Origin of the sequence: Leucobacter sp. USHLN153 (genome assembly GCF_037145615.1) — a bacterium.
Classification (GTDB): domain Bacteria; phylum Actinomycetota; class Actinomycetes; order Actinomycetales; family Microbacteriaceae; genus Leucobacter.
Map to the genome: position 1 here is coordinate 481,389 of NZ_JBBCXE010000002.1, position 25,406 is coordinate 506,794.

Annotated in this window: 20 protein-coding genes and 1 tRNA gene; 3 read left to right on the forward strand and 18 right to left on the reverse strand. The window is 68.6% G+C overall.

The features are described from left to right. Positions 1-17: 17 nt before the first annotated feature. Positions 18-1,355, reverse strand: a complete 1,338-nt coding sequence (gabT, locus tag WFH00_RS05385) for a 4-aminobutyrate--2-oxoglutarate transaminase (protein WP_336659623.1) — start codon at positions 1,353-1,355, stop codon at positions 18-20. 161 nt (positions 1,356-1,516) lie between these two features. Here gabT and WFH00_RS05390 point away from each other — a divergent pair, with 161 nt between their 5' ends. Then, the gene (locus WFH00_RS05390) at positions 1,517-3,124 is read left to right on the forward strand and encodes a PucR family transcriptional regulator (RefSeq protein WP_336659624.1); all 1,608 of its coding nucleotides are present in this window, start codon (positions 1,517-1,519) and stop codon (positions 3,122-3,124) included. Positions 3,125-3,149: 25 nt separating this feature from the next. Here WFH00_RS05390 and thiL read toward each other — a convergent pair whose 3' ends face one another. After that, entirely contained in the window at positions 3,150-4,154 is a 1,005-nt protein-coding gene (gene thiL, locus WFH00_RS05395; RefSeq protein WP_336659625.1) for a thiamine-phosphate kinase, read from the reverse strand. A gap of 161 nt (positions 4,155-4,315) precedes the next feature. Here thiL and WFH00_RS05400 point away from each other — a divergent pair, with 161 nt between their 5' ends. After that, complete coding sequence (locus WFH00_RS05400) at positions 4,316-4,807, forward strand: DUF3515 family protein (protein WP_336659626.1); 492 nt, start codon at positions 4,316-4,318, stop codon at positions 4,805-4,807. 51 nt (positions 4,808-4,858) lie between these two features. Here WFH00_RS05400 and WFH00_RS05405 read toward each other — a convergent pair whose 3' ends face one another. The 8 genes from WFH00_RS05405 to WFH00_RS05440 all read right to left on the reverse strand — a co-directional run bounded on the left by WFH00_RS05405 (position 4,859) and on the right by WFH00_RS05440 (position 13,139). Next, positions 4,859-6,004, reverse strand: a complete 1,146-nt coding sequence (locus tag WFH00_RS05405) for a D-alanine--D-alanine ligase family protein (protein ID WP_336659628.1) — start codon at positions 6,002-6,004, stop codon at positions 4,859-4,861. Continuing rightward, positions 6,001-7,122 carry an NAD(P)H-dependent glycerol-3-phosphate dehydrogenase gene (locus tag WFH00_RS05410; protein ID WP_336659629.1) on the reverse strand — a complete coding sequence of 374 codons (1,122 nt, stop codon included), beginning with the start codon at positions 7,120-7,122 and terminating at the stop codon, positions 6,001-6,003. The genes WFH00_RS05405 and WFH00_RS05410 overlap by 4 nt, the downstream gene beginning before the upstream one ends. After that, positions 7,119-7,895, reverse strand: a complete 777-nt coding sequence (locus WFH00_RS05415) for a lysophospholipid acyltransferase family protein (RefSeq protein ID WP_336659630.1) — start codon at positions 7,893-7,895, stop codon at positions 7,119-7,121. Before WFH00_RS05415 ends, WFH00_RS05410 begins: the two co-directional genes overlap by 4 nt. A gap of 99 nt (positions 7,896-7,994) precedes the next feature. Further along, complete coding sequence (murA, locus tag WFH00_RS05420) at positions 7,995-9,416, reverse strand: UDP-N-acetylglucosamine 1-carboxyvinyltransferase (protein WP_442918789.1); 1,422 nt, start codon at positions 9,414-9,416, stop codon at positions 7,995-7,997. Next, the gene (gene leuD, locus WFH00_RS05425; protein WP_336659631.1) at positions 9,413-10,015 is read right to left on the reverse strand and encodes a 3-isopropylmalate dehydratase small subunit; all 603 of its coding nucleotides are present in this window, start codon (positions 10,013-10,015) and stop codon (positions 9,413-9,415) included. Before leuD ends, murA begins: the two co-directional genes overlap by 4 nt. 3 nt (positions 10,016-10,018) lie before the next feature. Beyond that, the gene (gene leuC / locus WFH00_RS05430; protein WP_336659632.1) at positions 10,019-11,557 is read right to left on the reverse strand and encodes a 3-isopropylmalate dehydratase large subunit; all 1,539 of its coding nucleotides are present in this window, start codon (positions 11,555-11,557) and stop codon (positions 10,019-10,021) included. 690 nt (positions 11,558-12,247) lie between these two features. Further along, positions 12,248-12,329 (reverse strand) — tRNA-Leu (locus tag WFH00_RS05435). A 30-nt stretch (positions 12,330-12,359) separates the two neighbouring features. Then, positions 12,360-13,139, reverse strand: a complete 780-nt coding sequence (locus WFH00_RS05440; protein ID WP_336659633.1) for a TIGR00645 family protein — start codon at positions 13,137-13,139, stop codon at positions 12,360-12,362. A 361-nt stretch (positions 13,140-13,500) separates the two neighbouring features. On the opposite strand from WFH00_RS05440, the gene WFH00_RS05445 reads away from it, so the two are divergent. After that, on the forward strand, positions 13,501-14,544 hold the full coding sequence (locus WFH00_RS05445; RefSeq protein ID WP_336659634.1) for a TerC/Alx family metal homeostasis membrane protein: 1,044 nt from the start codon (positions 13,501-13,503) through the stop codon (positions 14,542-14,544). Between the two features lie 91 nt (positions 14,545-14,635). Here the strand turns inward: WFH00_RS05445 and WFH00_RS05450 are convergent, their stop codons facing one another. The 8 genes from WFH00_RS05450 to lepB form a co-directional block, all read right to left on the reverse strand. After that, the gene (locus WFH00_RS05450; protein WP_336659635.1) at positions 14,636-15,301 is read right to left on the reverse strand and encodes a GyrI-like domain-containing protein; all 666 of its coding nucleotides are present in this window, start codon (positions 15,299-15,301) and stop codon (positions 14,636-14,638) included. 337 nt (positions 15,302-15,638) lie between these two features. Continuing rightward, complete coding sequence (locus WFH00_RS05455; RefSeq protein WP_336659637.1) at positions 15,639-17,903, reverse strand: lamin tail domain-containing protein; 2,265 nt, start codon at positions 17,901-17,903, stop codon at positions 15,639-15,641. Between the two features lie 273 nt (positions 17,904-18,176). Then, positions 18,177-21,233 carry an aminotransferase gene (locus WFH00_RS05460; RefSeq protein ID WP_336659639.1) on the reverse strand — a complete coding sequence of 1,019 codons (3,057 nt, stop codon included), beginning with the start codon at positions 21,231-21,233 and terminating at the stop codon, positions 18,177-18,179. Positions 21,234-21,409: 176 nt separating this feature from the next. Next, on the reverse strand, positions 21,410-22,207 hold the full coding sequence (locus tag WFH00_RS05465) for a non-canonical purine NTP pyrophosphatase (RefSeq protein ID WP_336659640.1): 798 nt from the start codon (positions 22,205-22,207) through the stop codon (positions 21,410-21,412). Positions 22,208-22,209: 2 nt separating this feature from the next. Further along, complete coding sequence (gene rph, locus WFH00_RS05470) at positions 22,210-22,950, reverse strand: ribonuclease PH (protein WP_336659641.1); 741 nt, start codon at positions 22,948-22,950, stop codon at positions 22,210-22,212. A 129-nt stretch (positions 22,951-23,079) separates the two neighbouring features. Continuing rightward, a complete protein-coding gene (gene murI / locus WFH00_RS05475; RefSeq protein ID WP_336659643.1) occupies positions 23,080-23,919 on the reverse strand; it encodes a glutamate racemase in 840 nt (279 codons plus the stop codon). Beyond that, positions 23,916-24,617: a ribonuclease HII gene (locus tag WFH00_RS05480; protein WP_336659754.1), complete on the reverse strand. Its 702-nt coding sequence runs from the start codon at positions 24,615-24,617 to the stop codon at positions 23,916-23,918. Before WFH00_RS05480 ends, murI begins: the two co-directional genes overlap by 4 nt. Positions 24,618-24,629: 12 nt before the next feature. Then, the gene (gene lepB, locus WFH00_RS05485) at positions 24,630-25,349 is read right to left on the reverse strand and encodes a signal peptidase I (RefSeq protein ID WP_336659645.1); all 720 of its coding nucleotides are present in this window, start codon (positions 25,347-25,349) and stop codon (positions 24,630-24,632) included. Between the last annotated feature and the right edge of the window lie 57 nt (positions 25,350-25,406).

A 25,406-nucleotide genomic window follows, 5' to 3' on the forward strand; every position in this document is an offset into this window, starting at 1 on the left:
TCTTCTGCGGTGCTGGATCAGTTGGCGGCGAGCTCGTCAGCGACGACCTGGAGGCCCTCGCGCAGCAGCTCGTCCGAGATCGCGAGCGGCGGCAGGAAGCGGATCACGTTGCCGTAGGTGCCACAGGTGAGGAGGATCACGCCCTTCTCGCCTGCCGCCTTCGCGATTGCGCTGGTGAGCGCCGCTGCGGGCTTCTTCGAACCGGACTCGACGAGCTCGATCGCCTGCATGGCGCCGCGGCCGCGGATGTCTCCGATGCGATCGTCGTTCTTCTGGAGATCGGCGAAGAACTCGCCGATGATGGCGCCGATCTCACGGGCGCGCTCGGTGAGATTCTCCCGCTGGTAGGTCTCGATCGTCGCGAGCGCAGCGGCGCACGCGATCGGGCTGCCGGCGTAGGTGCCGCCGAGGCCGCCCGAGTGAGCCGAGTCCATGATCTCGGCGCGGCCGGTCACCGCGGAGAGCGGCAGGCCGCCCGCGATACCCTTCGCCGTGGTGACGAGGTCGGGCACGACGCCCTCGTGGTTCGCTGCGAACAGGTCGCCGGTACGAGCGAAGCCGGTCTGCACCTCGTCGAGAATGAAGACGACGCCGTTCGCGGTCGCCCACTCCTGCAGCGCGGGAAGGAAGCCCTCGGCCGGAGCGATGAAGCCGCCCTCGCCCTGAATGGGCTCGATGATGATCGCGGCGAGGTTGCTCGCGCCGACCTGCTTCTCGATCTGGGTCAGCGCAACGGCTGCCGCGTCGGCGCCGGAGAGGCCGTCGCGGAAGGGGTACGACGTCGGCACGCGGTAGACCTCAGGCGCGAACGGGCCGAAGCCGTCCTTGTAGGGCGTGTTCTTCGCGGTCATGCCCATCGTGAGGTTGGTGCGACCGTGGTACGCGTGGTCGAAGACGACGACCGCGTTCTTCTTGGTGTAGTGACGAGCGATCTTGATCGCGTTCTCGACAGCCTCGGCGCCCGAGTTGAACAACGCCGATCGCTTCTCGTGATCGCCGGGCGTCAGCTCGTTCAGCTTCTCCGCAACCTGCACGTAGCCCTCATAGGGGGTGACCGTGAAGCAGGTGTGCGTGAACTGCTGCACCTGGTTGGTGACGGCCTCGACGACGGCGGGAGCCGCGTTGCCCACGCCGGTCACGGCGATGCCGGAGCCGAGGTCGATGAGCGAATTGCCGTCGACGTCGACCATCACGCCGCCACCCGCGGCAACGATGGATACGGGGAGCGCTACGCCGACGCCCGCGGCGACCGCGGCGTTCTTGCGTGCGAGCATCTCCTGCGACTTCGGGCCGGGAATGCTGGTGACGAGCTTGCGCTCCTGCGGAAGCGACGGGCCGCCGATGACATCGACCATGACTGAAACTCCTCTGAGGTTCGAAGGGCGCCCGCTGCGCACTGCCTCGGGCTTGTGGTTCGCGGTTCAGCCTATCCGGTGTGACATGGTTCGTAATCTGCCAGAATGATGTTTTACCCGAGCATGTTTCGCCACAGCGGCACGAGTAGCAGGAGGTTGCGATGGCATCGAGCGCGAGCGTCCACGTCGTCCCGCCCTCAAGCCCCGCGGCGAGCGTCTCAGCGCCGGCGCTCTCCCCCACGATCGAACTCGGCGAACTCCTCCATCAATACCACTTGCAACTCGCGATGATCGCGGGGGCGAGCCCTGAGGCAGCGGCTCGACCGGTCCAGTGGGTGCACGTGAGTGAGCTTGAAGATCCCACGCCTTTTCTCACACCGCGCACCGTGCTCCTCACAACGGGAGCACGTTTCGGCACTATGCACGAAGCCGCCGACGCCGAAGACTATGTGCGACGCCTGATCGAGACGGGCGTGACCGCGCTCGGGTTCGCGGTGGGCCTGCACTGGGACCGCGTGCCGCCGCCCGTGGTCGCGGCGTGCGATCGCCTCGACCTCCCCCTCTTCCGCGTCCCCTACGACACGGCATTCATCGAGATCGTGCAGACGGCCGCGCGGTTGCTCGAAGCCAAGACGCGAGATCGCGACCTGTGGTCGCTGGAATCGCAACGCGCGGTCGCGAACGCGTCGCTGCACCGCGACGGCCTCGGTGCTGCGGTGCGCGAGGCATCGGCGCGGCTCGGACGCTGGGTGTGCATCGTCGATCGTTTCGGGCGGCTCGTCGAGTTCTCGCCCGAGTCAGAGCGCGCCGGGTTCCCGGCCGACGGCGTGCGGCGCGAGGCTAGGCGCATTCTCGACCGAGGGGTGAGCGCGGCGCGGATCGAAGCGCAGGACGGATCCGGGATGCAGCTCCAGGCGCTCGGCCGCCACGACCACGTACTCGGCGTGCTCGCGATCGAGGAGCGCGGCGTGCCCGACACCGCGGAGCGCGCACTGCACGGGCTCGTCGCCGCACTCGCCACCGTGCAGCTCGAGCATCGCAGCGGCATCCGCTCGGCTCAGGCTGCGCTCCGCAACGCGATCGCCGAGCTCCTCATCGCCGAGCACCTCGATCTCGCCGAACGCCTCTCCCACGGCGTGCTGAGTCGTTTTCCGGTGGGCGATGTGGTGGTGGTGCGCTTTGCGGCGGCGGATCACCCGGCGCCGAGCTTCGCCGAGGATCTCCAGTCGCTCGATGCCGGGAGCCCCGGCCTCTTCACCGCGACGGTCGACGGGTCTCCGCTCATCGTGGCGGAGGCTCGTCACCTCCCCGCGATCCGCCGCCTCTTCACCACTCACGAGTTGCCCGCGGGCATCTCGGGCCGTGGCCCGCTCGACCGCATCGGCGCCTCGGTCGTCGAGGCCGGGCTCGCGCTCGATCGCGCGGTCGCCTCGGCGTCGACGGGCCCGATCGACTACCTGCCGGCCCTGCACGAGGGCGTGCTGCACCTCCTCGACGAGGAGCCGGAGGCGCGGCGCCGGGCCATGCTGCTCCTCGCGCCGGTGCGGCAGCACGACGAACGCCACGGCGACCGCATCGAGGAGGCGCTCGGCACGTGGCTCGCTCACCACGGGCAGACGAGCGCCGCCGCGACCGAGCTCGGCCTGCACCGCCACACGCTGCGCACGCGGGTGCAGACGGCCGGGCAGTTGCTCCAGTCAGACCTCGAATCCCCTGACACGCGAGCCGAGCTCTGGGCGGCGCTGCGGCTGACGGCCCGCGCGCAGTAGCGGGTGCGGGCGGGCCGAGCCCGTACTAGTTCGAGCCGGGCAGCCGCACCGTGTACGGGTCCCAGCCGCGGGCTTTTCGGGGCTCCCCGTCGAGCAGCAGCGCACCGCCTGCGCCAGCCTCGCGCACCGCACCGATCGCGCGGAATCCGGCGGGGAGTTCGGCGCCCGAGGGGAAGGTGGCAAGCAGACCGTGATCCTCCCCGCCCGCGAGCATCGCCTCGACCGACACCGAGATGCCCTGCTGCTCGCCGAAACCGGCCTCGAGCAGCGAGGGATCGAGATCGAGGCGGACGCCACTCGCCCGAGATAGCCGCTCGGCATCGATGGAGAGCGAGTCGGAGACATCCATCATCGCGGTCGCGCCCGCGAGCGCAGCGGCGACCCCGAGCGGAATGGGCGGAGCGGGTGCGAGCTGTGCGGCCAGCGCCTCCGGTTGCTCGCTCCAGAGCTGGCCCAGCGTGCGGTTGTGCGCCGTACCATCGACGTCGGTTGCCTCGGCGAAGAGGAGGGACAGCCCGAGTCCCGCGAGGCCCAGCTCGCCCGCGTACGCGATGACGTCCCCCGAGTGGGCGCCCGAGCGCAGCACCGGCGCCCGGCCCTCGAGGTCGCCGAGGGCGGTCACGGCCGCCGTCACGACGGGAGCGCGCCCGAGGTCGCCGCCGACGACCCCGCAGCCCGGCGCCAGCGCCCGGCAGGCCGCGTCGAGCCCCTCCGAGATGCGCTCGAGCAGCATAACCGGGGTCTCGCGCGGCACCGCCAGTGCCACGGTGAGTGCCGTCGGTCGCGCGCCCATAGCCGCGACGTCCGAGAGGTTGGTCGCCGCGAGCTTCCAGCCGAGCTCGAAACCGTCGTGCCAAGCGAGGCGGAAGTCGGGCCCCTCGATCATCGTGTCGGTCGTCACCACCACGTCGCCGGCGTGTCGCAGCACCGCGCAGTCATCACCGGGGCCGACGCTGGACGCGTCCGCATCACCGAGCCGCGCAAGCACCCGCGCAAGCACGTCCCGCTCCCCCAGCTCACCGACGGTCACCCCTGACCCCTCATGATCTTGCACGGTTCCAAGCTACCGGGTGCCGCTTCTTCGCTCCGTCGCATTCGCCGCCCGGCCGCGCCGCCGCCCCCTCCGCACCACTGCGCCACCGCCCCTCGCGTCCGGCCAGCGACCAGCCAGCCCCGAGTAGGCTTGCAGACGTGAATTCTCGCGCCCGCCGTACCGCTGCACTCTCCCTCGCGCTGCTGGGTGGCGCGACGCTCGCGGGCTGCGCACCGACCATCCCGATGGAGGCGGCCCCCGGCGCGAACGATCCCGCCTGCGCCAGCGTGATCGTGCGTTTGCCCGATACTGTTGCGGGGCAGGATCGCCGCACGACGAACGCCCAGTCCACCGGCGCTTGGGGCAACGGTGCCGTGCAGCTGGTCTGCGGCACCGACCCCACGGGCCCCACAACCGACGAGTGCGTCGACGTCAACGGAGTCGACTGGGTCATCGACGACTCGGCTGCCCCGATCTATCGCTTCGAGCCCTACGGGCGCACGCCCGGCATCTCGGTCTACGTCGATTCGGAGCAGGTCAGCGGCACCGAGACCACGGTCGATCTGAACGCGGTGGTGCAGCAGCTCCCCCAGGAGCGCGAGTGCACGGCGCTCTCCGACACCTTCGAGATCCCGAGCGAGAAGCAGTAGGCCCGGGGCGCATCCTCGAGGAGGCCCTGCACCCCGCGAGTCAACGCCTCCCTAGTACGCGGGACGCCGCTCGATCGCCAGTTCAATCAGCTCGGTGATCAGCTCGGTGTAGCCCAGCCCGGATTCCTCCCAGAGACGCGGATACATCGAGATCGGCGTGAACCCTGGAAGCGTGTTCACCTCGTTGAGCACCGGCCCCTCCTCCGTGAGGAAGAAGTCGATGCGCGCGAGCCCGGCGCACTGCGCTATCTCGAAGGCCAATACCGCATCGCGCTGCAGCGCCGCGAACTCTGCATCCGTCACCGAGGCGGGCAGCTCGAGCTCGACACCCGCGCCACCGAGGTACTTCGCTTCGAAGTCGTAGAAGCCGTTCCCCGAAATCACGATCTCGCCGATGACCGAGCTCGTGCGCGGGCGCGACTCTCCGCGCCCTTCCAGCACCGCGATCTCGACCTCGCGGCCCACGATCGCCGACTCGATGAGCACCGTGCGATCCTCTGCGAACGCCACCTCGAGCGCCGCAGCAAGACCCGCGGGCTCCGTCACCTTGCTCACCCCGACGCTCGACCCGGCGCGCGCGGGCTTCACGAAGAGCGGGTAGGTGAGGCCCTCATCGAGCGAACTCAGGCCCGAGGAATCCTGCTCCACCTGCGAACGCGTCACCGTGTTCCAGGGCGCGACGGCGATACCTGCATCCGCGAGCACTGTCTTCACCGCGTGCTTGTCCATGCAGAGCGCCGAGCCGAGCACGCCGCTGCCGACATAGGGCAGGTCAACGAGATCGAGCATGCCCTGCACCGTGCCGTCCTCGCCGTATGGTCCGTGCAGCATCGGCAACACGGCGTCGACGTGGCCGAGGCTCCGGAGGGACCCGCACTCATCGATGACGGTGATCGCGCGCGTCGCCGTCGATGCCGGCCAGAGCACGCGGGTGCCGTTGTCGGGCACCTCGGGCAGCGCGGTCGCATCGAGGCGGTAGCCGGCGAGGTCCTCCTCCTGCATGAGTACCGTGGCACCCTGCTTCGTGATGCCGACCGGAATCACGTCGAAGCGTGAGCGATCGATGGCGTGAAGCACGCCGGCGGCCGTTACACAGCTAATACCGTGCTCGCTGGACCGTCCACCGAAAAGCAGCACCACGGTGCGCTTCTCCGCCGTCTGTGCGGACGCTGCATGATCGGATTCAGTCACGGTCACGCGGATTCTCCTTTAAGACGGTTCAGCAGGCGCTTCAACCTGCTCGTTTGCGGGGCGCCGAGGGTCAGCTCAGCCTGCGGCACGTCATCCTCGGTCGCGAGATGCGGGCCCAGGTGCTTCGGCGCCATCTTGCCGCTCAGCACCATCTGCACCTGCTCGACTATCGGCATGACGATCCCGTTCTCGCGAGCGAGTTCGAGCACCGGCGGCACCGAGGTGATGCCCTCCGCGACCTGCTGCATCTGCTCGCGCGTCTCCTCCTGCGAGTAGCCCTGGCCGATGAGCCGGCCGGCAGTGTTGTTTCGAGAGAGCGGCGATTGGCAGGTCGCGATGAGGTCGCCGAGACCGGCGAGCCCGGAGAGCGTCGCGGGATCCGCCCCCGAAGCCACCGCAAACTCGGTCATCTCAGCGAGACCGCGCGTGATGATCGCGGCCTTCGTGTTCTCGCCGTAGCCCACGCCGTCGACGATGCCGATCGCGAGCGCGATGAGGTTCTTCAGCACACCGCCGAGCTCGGTGCCGGTCACGTCGGTGTTGACGTAGGTACGGAAGTACGGAGCGTTCGCCGCGGTCGCGACCTCCTGAGCGACGGCGAGGTCGGCGCAGGACGCGACCGCCCCCGTCGGCTGCTCCTTGGCGATCTCAAGGGCGATGTTCGGCCCCGAGAGGACAGCGATCCGCGAGGGATCGAGATCCAGCGTGTCCGCGATCACCTCGGACATGCGCATGGTCGTCGTCTTCTCAACGCCCTTCACGAGGCTGACGAGCACGGATCGCGGATCGAGGTAGGGCTCGAGGTCGAGCAGATTCTGTCGCAGCGTCTGGCTCGGGACCGCTAGGAAGACGAGCGAGGCGCCGGCGAGGGCAGTGCTGAGCTCGGTCGTCGCGCTCAGCGACTTGGGAAGGTTCACGCCGGGGAGGTACTGGCTGTTGCGTCGCGCCACCTGGATCTCATTCGCGACCTCCGGGCGTCGCGCCCAAATGGTGACATCGCATCCGGCGTCGGAGAGGACCTTCGCGAATGTCGTGCCCCAGCTGCCGGAGCCGATGACCGCCACCTTCCGGCCGCGATTGCGGGCTGCGCTTCCTTCGGTCGCAGGTGCGGTCTTCGCGCTCAAAAACGTCCCGTTTCGCTCTGGTCGTGCTTACTCGGATCCCACCGCTCCTTCGGAGCCTGCTCCCCGCGCAGCTCCTCGAGCAGCGCCGTGATCGCGTCCATCAGCGCTCGCGTCGCCTCGTTGATCACCTTCTGATCGAGCGGCCGGCCAGCGTATTGGCTCAGGTCGATCGGCTGCCCCACCGAAACGTGAATCGTCTTCCGCGGGAACGGGTGCAGGCGCTTCGCATACCGCGGCATGAGCTCCTGCGTGCCCCAGTGCGCCACCGGGATGAGCGGCATCCCCGACTCGAGAGCCAGGCGCACCGCGCCGCTCTTTCCGCGCATCGGCCAGAGGTCAGGATCGCGGGTCAGCGTCCCCTCCGGGTACACGATCACCCCGGCTTCGCGCTCAATGAGCTGGGCGGCAGCGCTCATCGGGTTGCCATCGCGGCCCGCGCTGCGCGCGACGCCCTCGCGCTGCACCGGGATCTGCCCCGACGAACGCAGCAGCCAACCGAACACCGGAATCTTGAACAGGCTCGCCTTCGCCATGAAGCGCGGCAGGCGGCCGAGGTGCCACACCGCCGCACCCATCGCGATCGGGTCGATCTCGCTGTAGTGGTTCGGCGCGAGGATGAACGGCCCCCGCTCGGGCAGCTTCGAAGCGGGCGTGAACCGGTACCGCACCATCAGCGACCACAGCGGAAGGATCAGGCTGGCGAGCACCCAAAAAATGGAAGGTCGGCGCTTCTCCGCGGAAAGCCGGCTGCGGAACTTCACCGTGTCAGTCATACGTCCATTATCGCGGAGCGGCGGTTTCCGGAGGCATGCGCCTCGCGGTCACCGCCGCATTCGCAGCTTCTCCTGATCGAGCGGTCTGCGCGAGGGCGCTCAGCCGTTGTATACGAAGTCGGCGCCGAGCAAGCGGAGCTTCTCGATGAAGTTCTCGTACCCGCGCGAGATGATGCCGATGTTCGTGACCTTCGACTGCCCCTCGGCGGTCAGAGCCGCGATGAGGTGGCTGAACCCGCCCCGCAGATCCGGCACCTCGATGTCGGCGCCGTGGAGCGGCGTCGGCCCCGTGATGACCGCGGCCTGCTCGAACTCGCGGCGCTTCACGCGACGGTTCTCGTCTTGGAGGCCATCCTTGTACACGACGATGTCGGCGCCCATCTTCACGAGCGCATCGGTGAAGCCAAAGCGGTTCTCGTACACCGTTTCGTGGATCGTCGACTGGCCCTGAGCGAGGGTGAGCGCGACGACGAGCGGCTGCTGCCAGTCGGTCATGAAACCGGGGTGCACGTCGGTCTCGATGGTGACGGGCTTGAGCTCTCCGCCCGGGTGCCAGAAGCGGATCCCGTCGTCCTTCACGTCGAAGTCGCCGCCGACCTTGCGGAAGACGTTGAGGAAGGTCATCATCTCTTCCTGCTCGACGCCGCCCACGAAGATGTCGCCCTTGGTCGCGAGAGCGGCAGCGGCCCAGCTCGCGGCCTCGTTGCGGTCGAAAATCGCGCGATGGTCGTAGCCGCGAAGCTCCGACACACCCTCGATGAAGATGACGCGGTTCGGCTCCATGGAGATGATCGCGCCCATCTTCTGCAGGATGCAGATCAGGTCGACGATCTCCGGCTCGATCGCGGCGTTGCGCAGCTCCGTCTGGCCCTCGGCGAGCACCGCCGTGAGCAGCACCTGCTCGGTCGCGCCGACCGACGGATACGGCAGCTCGATGTCCGCGCCGTGCAAACCGTTCGGCGCCGTCAGGCTGATGCCGCTCGGAAGCTTCTCGATCACCGCACCGAACTTGCGGAGGGCATCAAGGTGGAAGTCGATCGGGCGATCCCCGATCCGGCACCCCCCGAGATCGGGAATGAACGCCTCGCCCAAGCGATGGAGCAGGGGGCCGCAGAACAGAATCGGGATACGCGAGGAACCCGCGTGCGCGTCGATGTCGGCCTGGTGCGCGACCTCGACGTTCGAGGGATCGAGCCGCCACTCTCCGGGCTGCTCACCCTTCGTCACGAGCACGCCGTGCAGAGCGAGGAGACCTGCAACCACGCGCACGTCCGAGATGTTCGGGACGTTGCGCAGGATGCTCGGGCTCTTGCCGAGGAGTGCCGCGACCATCGCCTTCGTCGCGAGGTTCTTCGCCCCGCGCACCTCGATGCGGCCCTGCAGCGGGCGGCCGCCGTTGATGATGATCTCATCGGAGGTCAGCCCCACGCGAGCGCCTGCGCGCTGAGCGTCCTGCTTCAGCCCTTCGGCCTCGGCTGCGGCGTCGATCGTATCTGTCTGTGCGTCGACCTGCTCGGTCATACAGCCTCCACGGGCGTTGTCGTCGGCATCCAGTTCGGGCGCTTCGCCTCGAACTCGGTGATCGCATCCGCGTTGCGGAGCGTCAGGGAAATATCGTCGAGGCCCTCCATGAGGCGCCAACGAGTGTAGTCGTCGACCTGGAACGGCACGGTCAGGTCGCCCACCGAAACCGTGCGGTCCTCGAGGCTCACCGTGAGCTGCACGCCGGGCTGCGCCTCGATGGCGGCCCAGATGCGCTTCACGTCATCCTCCTCGACCTGCGCTGCGAGCAGACCCTGCTTGCCGGAGTTCCCGCGGAAGATGTCGGCGAAGCGCGGCGAGATGACGACCTTGAAGCCGAAATCGCGAAGCGCCCAGACGGCGTGCTCGCGCGAGGAGCCCGTACCGAAGTCGGGGCCGGCAACGAGGATCTCCGCACCCTGGAACTCCGGCCGGTTCAAGACGAAGTTCTCGTCCTGCCGCCAGTGGTAGAAGAGGGCGTCGTCGAAGCCGGTCTTTGTCACCCGCTTCAGGAAGACAGCGGGGATGATCTGATCGGTGTCGACGTTCGAGCGCTGCAGCGGCGCCGCGACGCCGGTGATCGTGGTGAACTTCTCCATGGCTCAGGCTCCTGCCGTCTCGGAAACGGGCATGATCGGGATGCGGCGGCGGGTCGGGGCCTCGGAGCCCTCAAGGGCGTCGTGCGTGATGCCGCGCGCGGCGTCCTCCTGCAGATCCCACGGGCTCGAGAGCGTGCCGCGGATCGCGGTCGCCGCGGCCACCAGCGGAGACACGAGGTGCGTGCGCCCGCCCTTGCCCTGGCGCCCCTCGAAGTTGCGGTTCGAGGTCGATGCGCAGCGCTCGCCCGGGGCGAGCTGATCCGGATTCATTCCCAGGCACATCGAGCAGCCCGCGAAGCGCCACTCTCCGCCGAACGCCTCGACGATGCGATCGATGCCTTCGGCCTCCGCCTCGGCGCGCACGCGAGCGGAGCCCGGCACGACCATGAGGCGCACGCCCTCGGCCTTCTGCTTGCCCTTGATGAGCTCGGCGAAGGTACGGAGGTCGTCGAGCCGGCTGTTCGTGCACGAGCCCATGAACACGGCGTCGACCGGGATCTCCTTCATGGGAGTACCGGCAGTCAGGTCCATGTACTCGAGCGCCCGCTCAGCGGCGGCGCGTTCGTTGGGCTCTTCGATGGTGGCAGGATCAGGGACGGTGTCGCTCAGCAGCACGCCCTGGCCGGGGTTCGTGCCCCAGGTCACGAACGGCTCGAGCTCGTTCGCGTCGATGAAGACCTCGGCGTCGAACACCGCACCCTCGTCGGTGGGCAGCGTCTTCCAGTATTCGACCGCCGCGTCCCAGTCAGCGCCCTGCGGGGCGTGCGGGCGGCCCTTCACGTACTCGAAGGTGGTCTCGTCGGGCGCGACCATTCCTGCGCGGGCGCCCGCCTCGATCGACATGTTGCAGATTGTCATGCGGCCGTCCATCGACAGTCCGCGGATCGCAGAGCCGCGGTACTCGAGCACGTAGCCCTGCCCGCCGCCGGTGCCGATCTTCGCGATGACCGCGAGGATGATGTCCTTCGCGGTCACGCCCGGACGCAGCTCGCCCTCGACGTTGATCGCCATGGTCTTGAACGGCTTGAGCGGGAGCGTCTGCGTCGCCATGACGTGCTCGACCTCGCTGGTGCCGATGCCGAATGCGAGCGCGCCGAACGCGCCGTGCGTCGACGTGTGGCTATCTCCGCACACGACGGTGATGCCGGGCATGGTGAGCCCGAGCTGCGGTCCGACGACGTGCACGATGCCCTGTTCGGAATCCCCGAGCGGGTGCGCGCGGACGCCAAACTCGGCGACGTTCTTCCGAAGCGTCTCGATCTGCAGGCGGCTGGTGGGATCCTCGATTTCGCGCGTGATGTTGAGCGTCGGGGTGTTGTGATCCTCGGTCGCGATCATGAGATCGACCCGGCGCAGCGGGCGATCCGCCACGCGCAGGCCGTCGAAGGCCTGCGGGCTCGTCACCTCGTGGATGAGGTGGAGGTCGATGTAAATGAGATCCGGTTCACCGTTCTCACCCTTGACGACGACGTGGTCGTCCCACAGCTTCTCGGCGAGGGTCCGCGGCCCTGCGGTCGCCCCTGACGCGGTCTGCTCACTCATATTGCTTCTCTTCCCGGTTCTGTGCACCTGGCACCGTGCAAATCAACCACTGCGTTTTCACGCCGCCGTGCTGTTCAACACCGACTCAAGCGAAACTATTTCGCATCGAATGTGCGGTGGATCGACCGTGCGCGAACTCCGCGACGGGTGGCCGATGGACTAAGCCCCGTCGCGGCAGTGAAGAAGCAGAGCCCGCAAACGCATAGCAGGAGTCTACCACCGCGATTCCGCTGGGCCTGAGACTCACGCATCTGGGCTCTGCGCCATACGCGCCGTGGGCCCGGGCTCGCCCCGCGGTACTGTCCACGCCAAACCGAGTGTTTTTGCCCTAACCGAGCGTCTTGTACTCGCAAAGACACTCGGGCAGAGCAAAGATGCTCGGGCGGTGCTTGCTCCCGCTGCCCACGCCCTCACGGGTTCAAGTCCCCCCTCGCGCCAGCACGAACGAAGAAAGCGACCCCATCTGAGATGAGGTCGCTTTCCGTTCGTGCGCGAGGGGGGACTTGCGCGGATCCCCGCCTGCGGCGACAATCCGCCCCGCTCGCGGCATCTCCGATGCCACTTCCGTCGCGGGCAGATCGCAAGCAACGCTTGCTCCCGCTGCCCACGCCCTCACGGGTTCAAGTCCCCCCTCGCGCCAGCACGAACGAAGAAAGCGACCCCATCTGAGATGAGGTCGCTTTCCGTTCGTGCGCGAGGGGGGACTTGAACCCCCACGTCCGAGGACACTGGAACCTAAATCCAGCGCGTCTGCCAATTCCGCCACTCGCGCGTGCGCCGGGAGGCCCGGCCGCATCCCACCCTAGCGGTCGCTGCTCACCACCTCGAAACCCGGAGGGAGCTGCGTGCCTGCGGGAACGCGCACCGTCACGAAGTCGCCGTCATCGACGGCGCGATCCGCCGCCTGGGCCACCGCCTCGGCGCCTCCATCGCCCCGAAGTCCGGCCTCGATCCGGCCCGCGCTGAGCCCGCCCTGCGGTGCGGCCGCGTGGTGCTGGTTCATACGGTCGATCCACGCGAGCGCGAGCGCGGAGACGATGAACGCGAGGTGGATCCCGACCTCCCACATCACGCCCTCGGTGGAGTAGAGCACGGACCCGTCGGCGTTGCGCACCACTCCCTCGTCCATGCGCCCCACCTCGATGAAGGTCTTCAGCAGGTGGATCGACGAGATCGAAATGATCGAGACCGCGAGCTTCACCTTGAGCAGGTTCGTGTTCACGTGCGAGAGCCACTCAGGCTCGTCGTGGTGCCCCTCGACGCGGATCTTCGACACGAAGGTCTCGTATCCGCCGATGATCACCATGATGAGCAGGTTCGCGATCATCACGATGTCGATGAGCGCAAGCACGCTCAGCATGACATCGGTCTCGCTGATGTGGCCGGTCGAAATCACGTTCTCGATCAGGTGCCACAGCTCCACGAAGAAGAGCACCACATAGACCGCCTGCGCAACGATCAGCCCGAGGTACAGCGGCGCCTGCAGCCAACGACTCGCGAAGATGAACGCGGCGAGGGTGCGTGACGCGGGCCCGGGGCCGGTCTCCGCACTGCGCTGGATGGGTGTGGGTCGCTTACTCACGTGGTGGGCCCTCTCGTCCGATTTCGGTGAGCACATCGTAGCGCGGCGCACCCTCGGATTCGGTGAGGTGCCGCGCGTGCGGTATCGGTCTCGCACACCCCGCCGCGCTCGAACCCAGCGGAGGGGGCGGATCGCCACGCTCGCATTGCAGCCCCGCGCTCCTATGGGCCGCCCGCGCGCACGACCCAGTACACTGGGCCGAACGAAGGGGAGTATTCCGTTTCGCCCGTGTCGTCAATACGCGTCGCTCCGTAGCGTCGCCGGTGCGGGCGCGGCGTCCCGGCTCAGGCCGGCGGCGTCGGGAAGAGACTTTCGGCCATTTCGCGCGCCCGCCGCGCCCTGCCGAAGGAAGTACACGCCGGTGACATCAGTCCTCCCGCTCGCGTTCGAAATCGGATCCATGATCGCGCTCGTCGCGATCCTCGTCATCGATCTCGCGCTCATCATTCACCGGCCGCACGTCCCGTCGATGCGGGAGGCGAGCCTCTGGGTTGGCTTCTACGTGCTGCTCGCGCTGATCTTCGCCGGCGCGATCTTCTTGCTCGGCGACGTGCAGCACGGCACGGAGTTCTTGGCGGGTTGGCTCACGGAGTACAGCCTCTCGATCGACAACCTCTTCGTGTTTGTGCTGATCCTCGCGAGCTTCAAGGTGCCGCACGCGTATCAGCAGCGCGCACTCATGATCGGGATCGTGCTCGCGCTCATCTTCCGCGGCGCGTTCATTCTGGTGGGCGCGGCGATCATCGAGCGCTTCATCGCGGTCTTCTTCATCTTCGGCGCGTGGCTCATCTGGACCGCCTGGCAGCAGGTGAAGCCCGGCGCCCACGAGGAGGAGGGCGAGAGCTGGATCACCCGCCAGGTCAAGAAGGTGATGCCGTTCAGCGAGCAGTACGAGGGCGGCAAGCTCCGCACGACCGTCGACGGCAAGCGCATGTTCACGCCGTTCCTGCTCGTACTCATTTCGCTCGGCGTCACCGACCTCCTCTTCGCGCTCGACTCGATTCCCGCGATTTTCGGGATCACGCAGAGCGCCTTCATCGTGTTCACCGCCAACGTGTTCGCGCTCATGGGCCTGAGGCAGCTCTACTTCCTGCTGGGTGGCTTGCTCGAGCGTCTCGAGTATCTGAAGTTCGGTATCGCCGCGATCCTCGCGTTCATCGGTGTGAAGCTCATCTTCCATGCGCTTCACGAGAACGAGCTGCCGTTCATCAACGGAGGCCACCACGTTCCCGTGCCCGAGATCTCGACGTGGGTGTCGCTCGGGTTCATCGTCGTGGCGATGGCGATCGCCACGGTTGCGAGCCTCGTGAAGGCGAACCGCGACGCGCGGGCGCGCGGCGAGCACCTGCACTTGGGCGTCGCCGAGCCGCATCCCCGCGAGGAGCAGGACCCGGGCGCCCACTAGCGGCCGGGGCGGCCCGGGCGTCGCTGAACGGCGCACCCGCGCACCCGTCCTGCGTCGAGATCGACCCGCGCCACCGACTTCGACCCCGGATTCACCGGGATCGCGGTCGAAGTCGTGGATCGGGGTCGATCTCGGCGGGTGAAACGCGCACGACCGGCTGGCGAAGGATCGTGCGGAGGCGATCCGGGGCCGTTCTCCGCGGGTCGCTCAGGTAGATCTCGTGGTGCTTACCGGCGAAGCGGAGCCCGTTCGCCGGCATGAACTCGTCGTGCATGCGCTCGAGCACCGGACCCTCGTCGTCGAACGAGCCGACGTGCAGCGTCTGCACGCAGATCCCCTCCGAGAGCCCCTCGAAACGCACCGCGCTGAGAAGCGCTCGAGCCTCCTTCTCCCCCGCCCGCTCGATGGCGCGCTCCACGTTCTCATCGTCGAGCCACTCGGGCACCATCAACATCATGGTCCAGTCCCACTGCGATTTGTCGCGCGAGACCGTGAATGCTTCCATGTCCGTCGCCCACCAGAGGCCCTCGAGCGGCGGCACGACGTAGTCGCGGCCGAGCTCGCGCTTGCTCATGAACTTGAGCTGATACGCCACCGGGTAGAGCGCGGCGAGCGATTCGGCGTACCCGGCGGACGTATTCGGATCCCCGTGCCCGTCGATCATGAGGTACCGCGTCTCGGGAACTTCCAGCACCCGGAATTCGCCCCGTCGGGCCTGCAACCCGTCGAGCGACCTCTTGAAGTCGATCTTCTCCATCGCGCGCACCTCCGAGACCTCGCAGCGCGGTTCAAGGATACGCATGAGCGCGCGGGGCGCGGCGGCGGATCGCTCGGCGCCGACACCACGCGCGCGCGAATGCGGTACCGCGTCGCCCGCCCGCGGCCGAGCGCCGATCCTACGAACGCCGAAACCGAGTGTCTTCGCCGAGACCGAGCGTCTTCGCGGGTAAAAGAGGCTCAGTTTCGGCAAAGACACTCGGTCTCGGGGGGGGTACGCGAGGCTACGTGCGCCTTCGCGCAGACGGGATCCGCGACGCTACGTGCGCCTTCGCGCAGGCGGGGTCCGCGACGCTACGTGCGCCTTCGCTCGGTGGCTACGCGCGGCGGCGCCGAGCGGTCAACGCGGCGGCGCCCGCGAGCAGGAGGAGCACGGCACCTCCCGTGAGGAGCGCCGGCGTTGCAGCATCACTGCCGGTGGACGCGAGCGCGCCGGTCTTCGCGGTGCTCGCGGCTCCCGGCGCTGCGTCGTTGAGGACGGGCGCGGGGTCAGCCGCCGATCCGCCGCCGACCGCACCAGCACCATCTGCACCACCGTCGGCACCGGCACCAGCGCCGGCACCGCCGCCACCAGCACCGCCCGCGAGGAAGTCGCACGCGATCGTGCCCGTCCACAGCGAGTGCCCGCCGTTATTGCCGTCGTCCGAGCGCACGACCTCCTTCACACCGTCGACGCACGTCGCGTCGGGCGCGATCGCGAAGCCCTCGAGGTTGAGGTTCGCGAGGCCGGTCGGGCGGTCGAAGACGCGATCGACGGCGAACTCGCCCGAGGCGCCGAGCTCGAGCAGCGTGGCGGATCCGCCGACGCTGTCATCGGCGACCGCCCAGAGGCGTTGCGCGTCCGCATCCCATTGGGCGTCGGCGATGCGCGGCATTCCCGAATCGACGGTCGCGACGCGCTCGGCGCTGGAGCCGCCCTCGCCCAGTGCGTACGCGTAGAGGTGCCCGTTCTTCTCGAGTCCGAGGAAGTAGAGCCCCGTGCCATGGCCCGGGTAGTCGGCGGGGTCATAGGCCTCACCGGTGTTCTGGTCCACGAAACCGTGCTCGACGAGGAACGCGTCGGGCACCCACGTGATCGCCTCGAAGCCGAGGTTCGAGTCGTCGCCGTTCGCGGGGTCGATGACGTCTGCGAAGTCGGAGGTGACAACCCACTGCGCGGTCGGGTGCAGCACGGTGCCGGCCTCGCTCGGGTCGTAGCGCAGCACGCTCTCGAGGGCGACCTTCTTATTGAGGTTGTCGCGCTCGGTGGTCATGTAGAGGAATCCGTCGGCGCCGACCGTGATGCCCTCGGTGTCGGGCTGGCCCTCACCGCTCGGGAATACGAGGCTCTTGCCCTCGGCCCAGTCGTTCGCAGTGTCCTTCACCCAGAGCTCGCCCTGCTTCACGAGGCGATACACATGGCTCTTGTTCTTGACCGCCCACATGACATCGGGAGCGTTCGGGTCGATGTCGAGTCCGGAGACGTCCTGGCCCGACACAGCGGAGTTGAACTGGCACAGCTCGTCCGCGACGCGCCAGTCCTGGCTGCCTGGCCACGCGACTCCGCCCGCGAGTGCCTCGCCGAGGTCGCTCGGCGGCTCGGTCTGGCAGTCGACCTCGCCGGCGGGGTCGTGCGGATCGATGATGCGCGATGCGCACGACTCGTCGTTCGCCTCACCCCAGCTGTCGTATTCGGTGTGCGCCCAGCCGTCGACGCCGTCGATCGTGCAGAACGACCATGAACCGGGCTGCGCGTCCATCTGATTCCACGAGACCGCGTCGACGAGCGTCGTGCCGTCCGCCAGGAACAGCTTCACCGAGTCGCCGTCGCTGCTGAGACCCTGATTCGAGAGCAGCACCAGCGTGCCACCCGCGGGAACAATCGTGCCGTTCGGCGCGTCGAGCGGCGCCGGGGTGCTGCCGCTGTCGCTCTGCAGCCAGGCGGCAACGTCGATATCCACCTCGCCGCTGTTGAAGAGCTCGTAGGCGTCGTGATACGGGTCGTCGTTCGCCGACGTCACCTCGTTCAGGCGGATGTTCTGCCACGGCTGGGTCTCTGGCTGCGGCTCCTCGCCGGGTTCCTCCCCCGGCTCCTCGGCCGCACCCGAAGGGTTCAGCGCGCCCGGCGTCTTCTCCGCGAGCTGCACGAAATCGCCGGTGCCGTTCGGCACGCGACCCCAGGTGCTCAGATGGAAGTCGCCCCACTCGTACGCATCGAGCAGCGTCTCGTCCGTCGAGAACAGGCTCAGCCGGTCGTTCTTCTTGAACTTGAAGACGTCGTCGCCCTCGAGCAGGTACACGCCGCCCGCGGGCACCGTGGTCCCCTCTGGGATGACCTTCTCGACGCCGTTCTCGCGGTCGCGCACGACGAACGACGACGCGTCGAGATCCGCATCGCCGGCGTTGTAGAGCTCGACCCAGTCGGGGGTCCCGTCGGTCTCGATCTCATTGATCACGAGACCCGGCGCGGCGTCGGCAGCTCCGGCCGTGTCATCTGGAACTGGGGCTCCGGGCGCCGCAACCGCGGCCGTCGAACCGGAGAGCAGGATCGACGCGACGCCGAGCGTCACAGCCGCATTTCTAATGTGTATGAGTTTGGGCACCACAGGTCCTTCACAGTCGGGGCAGTGTCGGATTCATCACACCAGCGCTGCATGTCGCGCTCGCGGCGTACGAGTGTCACCACCGGGTCGCGCAAGTGTCGTCGCGGTAAACGGCTTGACGAGGTCGGCAATGCGCGGCGATGGGACGCGAATAGCCGCTTGGGCAGCGCGAAACGCCCACTTGCGTCGCATCGATGCAAGGCGGCGGATCGGTGGGGCGCCACGCGCCCCACCACGGGGCGGATCGGTGGGGCGCCACGCGCCCCACCCGGCCTACCAGCCCTCGGTGAGCACCCGATCGAGCGTCGTGACCACGAATTCGGCGCTCTCCGCGGTGAGGCAGAGCGGCGGCTTCACCTTGAGCACGTTCGAACGCTCAGACGTCGTGAGCACGATCACGCCGAGCTCCTTCAGGCGCTCGCAGATCGCCGCTGCCTCGGCGGTGGCCGGTTCGAGCGTGCCGCGATCCCGAACCAACTCGACCCCGAGGTACAGCCCTTCGCCGTGCACCGGGCCGATGATATCGTGCCGCTCCCCGAGCGCGCGGAAGCCGCTCGCGAGCCGCTCACCGACAACCCGCGCGTTCTCCTGCAGCCCCTCCTGCTCCATCGCGTCGAGCACCGCGAGCCCGACGCGGCAGCTCAGCGGATTGCCGCCCGCCGACGAGAAGAACTGGCCCTGCGTCGCGAGCGCGTCGGCGACGCGTTTCGACGTGATGACCCCGCCGATCGGGAACCCGTTGCCCATGGGCTTCGCGATCGTGATCAGATCGGGAACGACCCCCGACTGCTCGAAGCCCCAGAAGCTCGACCCCATGCGCCCGAAGCCGACCTGCACCTCATCGGCGATGCAGAGACCACCGGCCGCTCGCACCCGCTCGTACACCTCCGCGAGGTATCCGTCGGGCAGCAGCACGCCGCCCGCGTTTCCGAGCACCGACTCGCAGATGAAGCCGGCCACGTCGCGCCCCTCGGCCGCGAGCGTATCGAGGTCGCGACCCAGGTCGCTGGCGTACTGCGCGCCCGTGTCGTCGCCGCGGTAGGTGCCCCGGAAGCGATTCGGCACGTCGGCGACGTGCACCCACTCGGGTCGGTTCTCGAGCGCGAAGGGATTGTCGTAGGCGCTCGTCGTGACGGCGTCCGACGCCATCGTCCACCCGTGGTACGCCTCCCGCAGCGCGACAACGGTCTTCCGCCCGGTCGCGGCCTGCGCGAGGCGCAGCGCAAGATCTACCGCCTCGGATCCGCTGTTGACGAGCAGCACCGTGTCGAGCCCCGAGCCCTCGGGCAGCAGCGCGAGGAGGCGCTCGCTGTACTCGGCGAGCTCGCGGTAGAGGAAGCGCGAGTTGGTGTTCAGCAGGCGGATCTGGCGGTTCATGGCGTCGGCCACGCCGGGGTGCCCATGGCCGAGCCCGGTCACGTTGTTCACTATGTCGACGTATGAGCGACCGGTCGTGTCGATGAGGTGGTGCCGCCAGCCCCGCTCAATCTGCATGGGGCGCTCGTAGTAGCGCTCCTGCGCGCTCGCGAAGATCTGCTCGCGTCGCGTCAGCTCGTCGCTGGCCTCGTCGTGCTGCGCGAGGCTCGGGAGGTCGAGCAGCACGGCGGGGTCGTGCGTGAGGCGGCGCCAGGCGGCCACGCGCTCGGGAGCGACGAGCGGCGCACGGCCGGGCTCGGGTTCTTCCACGGCGAGGATCGGGGGCTCCGCCCCCTCGAGCGCGTGGTCCCGGCACAGCGTAATGGCGAGCGGGCGCGGATCGGTCGAGACCGCAAGCGACGCGACGATCTCTCCGCCCGCGACGGTGGCGCCGTCGGCGACACGCGATCCGGCGCCATCGATCGCGAGGAGCCAGCCGTCAGCGAGCTCGAGCAGCAGGCCCTGTTCCGTCGCGGCCGCGACCGTGCCGCCGACGGGAGCGACGACGGAGAGCTCCTCGCCCGGCGCCACCCAGACCTCGGCTGCGATCGGCCAGGTGTCCCCGGCGTCCGCGCTGTCGATCTCGGTGCGCGTCAGACGGAAGACTCCGTAGGGCAGCACGGCCGCACCATGGCCGGCTTCGAGAGCGCGATCAACGAGCGCCGCCTCCGCGTCGTCCGCGAGCCAGGCGCCCGAGGCGAGATCCTCTGCTTCGACGCCCGGATCGATCATCGCGACCGATCCCTCGAGCGCGGGAAGGAGGGTGCGGAGCGGATCGGCAGGGCCGGTCTCGACCGCGCGCGTAGAGCCCGTCTCGCCCGCCTGCCCACTCGCGCGCTCCACGCGCGGCACCGCCGTGAGCCGCAGTCCATCACCGTGAGGCACCCCGGCGAACCCCAGCACCGCGAGCACCTGCTCCGTCACCTCGGCGAGCGGCACCGAGGTGGCTGCGTCGAAAATCGCCTGTTCCCCATCCGTGCGCTCGCGCGCGTACTCGTTGTCACCGTCGATCTCGAGCTGGCGCCAGCCGCTCGCGACGAGGAGGGCCGCGCGCAGCACGACCAGCGGCCAGACCGCGCGCGCCTCGGCGGCCGATAGCGGCGCGTCGGCGTGGAACGCGCTGATCGTGTCGAGCAGCCGCAGCGGTCGTTCGGGCTCGTGGTGCAGGAGCGAGCTCGCGGTGACGGCGAGTTCGGCGACGCGCCATCCGTACGACAGGTCGCCGAGATCGAGCACGGTCGCAGGGTGCACGCGCGAGTCATCCGCGCGACGCCCCATCACGTTGTCATCGGTGAGATCGCCGTGGATCGCCTGCACCGGCAGCGCGTCGACCAAAGGCGTCAGGGCGCTCCACGCCTCCCTCGCCGCCAGCAGCACCCGCTCCCGCAGTTCCTCGTCGTCGATCGAGGGCGCGAGCTGCACGGTTTCGTCGAACGCGACGCGCATGTCCCACATGTGGGCGCGGCCGAGCCCGGGGTGCGAGAGCGCAGCGAGCGCGTTGACCGACGCGGCCGCGAGTGCACCGAACTCCTGAAGCACGACGGGGGCGAAGTAGCCGAGATCGACCATCGGCTCCCCCGCCGCGAACTCGCTCCGGCGCACCGCGAACCCGTTCCACCGCTGCGTCAGCTTCCCGTCGAGGCCCGGCAGCACCGCTGCAGCGGCGACGCCCGCCTCGCGATAGGCCTCGAGCGCCGCGTGCTGCGACTCTCTGGCGTCATCCTCGAATACCGGGTTATCTACCCGCAGTACACTCCGCTTTCCGTCGGGCTCGGTGAGGGCGAAGTTCCGATCCTGGTTGCTGCCCAGCTCGGTTGCGGTCACCTCCAGCCCGTAGCACTCGCGAGCAATCGTTACGGCGTCGGCCTCGGTCACATCCGGGCGCACCAAGCCACCCGGCGATGTTGCACTCATCGTGTGGTCTCCATCTCTGATGTCGAAATGATGTCACTCGTGTGTTGGGTGCCGCGTCGTCGCGGACCTCGGTGCGAGGTTTCCGCTCGGGGCACTCGGGCTCGGGCCATGGGGCCGCACAAGCCGACGTCTTCGGCGCGCTGCTCGCGCTGGGTCTCTTGCGTTTTTCGCAGTGCCTATTCCGCGGTGCTTGCTTCCGCGGTACTGGCTCCCCCGGCGCTTGCTTCCGCAGTGTGTGCTTCCCCGGCACCCGTTCCCTCGGTGCCGACGAGCTCGCGGATCGCCGGAGCGAGTGCGGTGAACGCGCGCGTGCGGTGCGATCGGGCGTCCTTCTCGGCGCTCGTCAGTTCGGCGGCGGATCGCGTCTCGTCCTCCGGCTGGAAGATCGGGTCGTATCCGAAGCCGTGCTCCCCCGCGGGCTCACGCAGCACCCGACCGGGCCAGACGCCCAGCTCGCAGATCTCGCGCGGAGCGATCGCGGCATCGGTGTCGGTGTCGGTGTCGCGCGCTGCCCCGTCCGCGTCCGACTCCGCTGCATCCGCGTCCGCATCTGCCGTGTCCACGCCCGCCTCCACCGCGTCCGCGTCCGCCTCTGGCGGAAGCGCCAGCGCCGCCGCGCACACGAAGCCGGCCTCGCGATGCTCATCAGCGACGTCGGTCAGCTGCCAGAGCAGCAGATCGACATTCGCGCGATCGTCGCGAGCCGGCCCGCCCCAGCGAGCGGAGAAGATTCCCGGGCAGCCGCCGAGCACCTCGACCGCGATGCCGGAGTCGTCGGCGATCGCGGGCAACCCGGTGTGAGCGGCAGCGGCGCGCGCCTTGATCAGCGCGTTCTCCTCGAAGCTCAGTCCGTTCTCGACCGGCTCGGGGCCGTCGTAACCCACGAGTTCGATGCCGGGGATCAGCGGGCCGAGGATTCGTCGCAGCTCCTCGAGCTTGTGCGCGTTGTGCGATGCGAGCACCACGGTTGCCATGATCAGCGTCCTTCCGCGAGTGTCGCCCGCTGCAGTTCGGCGAGCTCAGCGTTGCTCGCAAGCGCGAGGTCGAGCAGCGCGTCGAGCTCCGCACGCTTGAACGGCGCCCCCTCGGCGGTGCCCTGCACCTCGACGAAGTCGCCCGATCCCGTCACGACGACGTTCATGTCGGTCTCAGCGCGGGAGTCCTCGACGTACGCCAGGTCGCTGAGCGGCACGCCGTCAACGATGCCCACTGAGATCGCCGAGACGCTATCGGTGAGCGGCTGCGCCTTCTTCGCAATGTGGCCCTGCGCCCGCGCCCACTCGAGGGCGTCGGCCAGAGCGACGAATGCGCCCGTGATCGACGCGGTACGCGTGCCGCCGTCGGCCTGGAGTACGTCGCAGTCGATCACGATCGTGTTCTCACCGAGGGCCTGGGTGTCGATGACCGCGCGGAGGCTGCGCCCGATGAGGCGCGAGATCTCGTGGGTGCGTCCGCCCATCTTGCCCTTCACCGATTCCCGCTGCATGCGCTCGTTCGTCGAGCGGGGCAGCATCGAGTACTCGGCCGTGACCCAGCCGGTGCCCTTGCCCATGAGCCAGCGCGGCACGCCCGGCGTGAACGACGCGGTGCAGAGCACCTTCGTCGCGCCGAAGGAGATGAGCGCGCTGCCCTCGGCCTGAGCGCTCCATCCGCGCTCGATCGTGACGGGGCGTGTCTGCTGCGGGGTGCGCCCGTCGGTGCGAAGTGTCTCGGTCATGTGGTGCTCCCGTTGCGGTTGAGCCGAAAGGCTTGCTGGTGAAATAAAAACTGGTTCAGGCGGTTCGTTCTGGCGGTTCGGCCAGAAGTAGCGGGCAAGGGCCGCGCCGGGCCCTCCAGCCTCGGGTCATCAACCCGGCAGGCGGATCGCGCCCGTCTCGATTCGGTCGACCGAGTCGATGCCGATACCGAGCATGCGCCGCGCGAGCTCGACGAAGCTCGCCGTGTCCGGGCCGGTCGCCTCGTAGCGCAGCTCGGGCTCACCGGAATTCGGAGGGCGCAGCAGCCCGCGCTCCGTGAGCACCTGAAACACCTCGTTCGCCGTCTCGATGTCGCTGGACACGAGTGCGACGTCGGGTCCCACGACCTGACGCAGCGCACCGCGCAGAAAGGGGTAGTGCGTGCAGCCGAGCACGAGCGTATCGATGCCCTCGGCGACGAGCGGCGCGAGATACCCCTCGGCGATCTCGTGCACGAGCGGTCCGCTGGTCTCACCCGCTTCCACCAGATCAACGAAGCGCGGGCAGGCCGCGGAGGTGAGGCGGATCTCGGGGCGCATTGCAAAGAGGTCGTCATACGCGCGCGACTGGATCGTGCCCTGGGTGCCGATGAGGCCGACCCGCTGGTTCCGCGTGATCGCTGCGGCGCTCCGCACGGTCGGCCCGATGACCTCGACGACCGGCACGTCGTAACGCTCGCGCGCGTCGCGCAGCACTGCGGCGGAGGCCGTGTTGCAGGCGATCACGAGCATCTTCACGCCCTGCTCGACGAGCCCATCGAGGATCTCGAGCGCGAACTGCCGCACCTCGGCGATCGGCCGCGGCCCGTAGGGCGTGCGAGCGGTGTCGCCGATGTAGATCATCGACTCGCCGGGCAGCTGGTCGCGAATCGCTCGCGCGACCGTGAGGCCTCCGACGCCCGAGTCGAACACCCCGATGGGCGCGAACACGTCGGTAACCTGCGAACTCACCCGTTCAGACTACCGCGCTTGATCCAGGTGTGGCGGTGGAGTTCGGTGAGCCCCACTGTCTCGATCGCCGCGTAGTGGGCGCGCGCACCGTAGCCCTTGTTCGACGCCCACGCGTACTCTGGGTGCGCTTCGTCCGCCTCGCGCATCAGAGCGTCGCGTGCGACCTTCGCCCGCACTGAGGCGGCGGCCACGCTCGCGCACTCGCGATCCGCCCCCACCCGGGTGCACACGTCGAGGGGTGCGCGGAGCACCGGCGACAGCCAGTCGTGGGAGCCGTCGAGCAGGATCACGGCGCGCTCCACCGCCACCCCGGTCGCTCGGAGCTGCAACAGTGCTCGGCGCGCGGCCTCTCCGAGCATTGAGGTGATCCCGCGCTCGTCGATCTCCTGCGCGCTCGCGTATCCGACGCCGCCGGCGCCCCACGCGTGCACAAGCGGTGCAAGCACATCGCGGCGCTTCTCGCTGAGCAGCTTCGAGTCCCTGAGGCCCTTCGGGAACGCGATCGTGCCGGCGACCACGGCGTGCACGCCGACGGCGACGGGCCCCGCGATCGCGCCGCGTCCCACCTCATCGATCCCGATGACGAGTTCCGCTCCCGCGGCGAAATACGCGAGTTCCGCTTCGAGGGTCGGGTCCTTCGAGGGCGAGGGATCCTTCGCCGCTCTCGGTGCCGCGCGCCGCTCACCCGCCGGCGCCATCACCCCGGTCACTCAGTTCTCCTTCGCGGCGTCGACGCCCGTGAAGGTTCCCTTCGGTGAGCCGAGCCACGTGAACCGATCGAGCGGCCAGTTCAGCACGAAGGCGCGACCCACAACCTCGTCTTCGGGAACGAAGCCCCTGCCCGGCTGATCCTGGTTGTAGCGCGAGTCCTTGCTCTGATAGCGGTTGTCGCCCATCACCCAGAGCGACCCCTCGGGCACCGTGACGTCGAAGTCGATCGCCGAGGCGCGCTCCTCGCCCTCCGGCTTCACGATGTACGGCTCGGTCAGGGGCACCCCGTTCACCGTCATGCGCCCCTGCGCGTCGCAGCAGGCGACCCGGTCGCCGCCCACGCCGATGACGCGCTTGACGACGTACTCGTTGCTCGTGTCTGCGGCGAGCCCGATCGACTGCAGGAACTTCGCGAAGCCGCGGGGAGGCTCGGTGCCACGGGGCAGCAGCCAGCCGCCCGGATCCTTGAACACGACGATGTCGCCGCGATGCACCGGCACCAGCTCGGGCACCAACTGGTTCACCAGGATGCGATCGTCGATCTCGAGCGTGTGCTGCATCGACTCCGACGGAATGAAGAAGCTCCGCACGAAGAACGTCCTGAGTAAGAACGACAGGAGTACCGCGATCAGGATGATGACGAGCAGATCACGGAGGAAACCGATGACACCTCCTCGACGGGTGTGTCGCGAAGAGGCGGTCGCCTCGGCTTCACTCATGTAGGGCCCCTGTCGTTGGGAACGTGCGGGCACGCGCCGCGCATTAGACACTTCAGG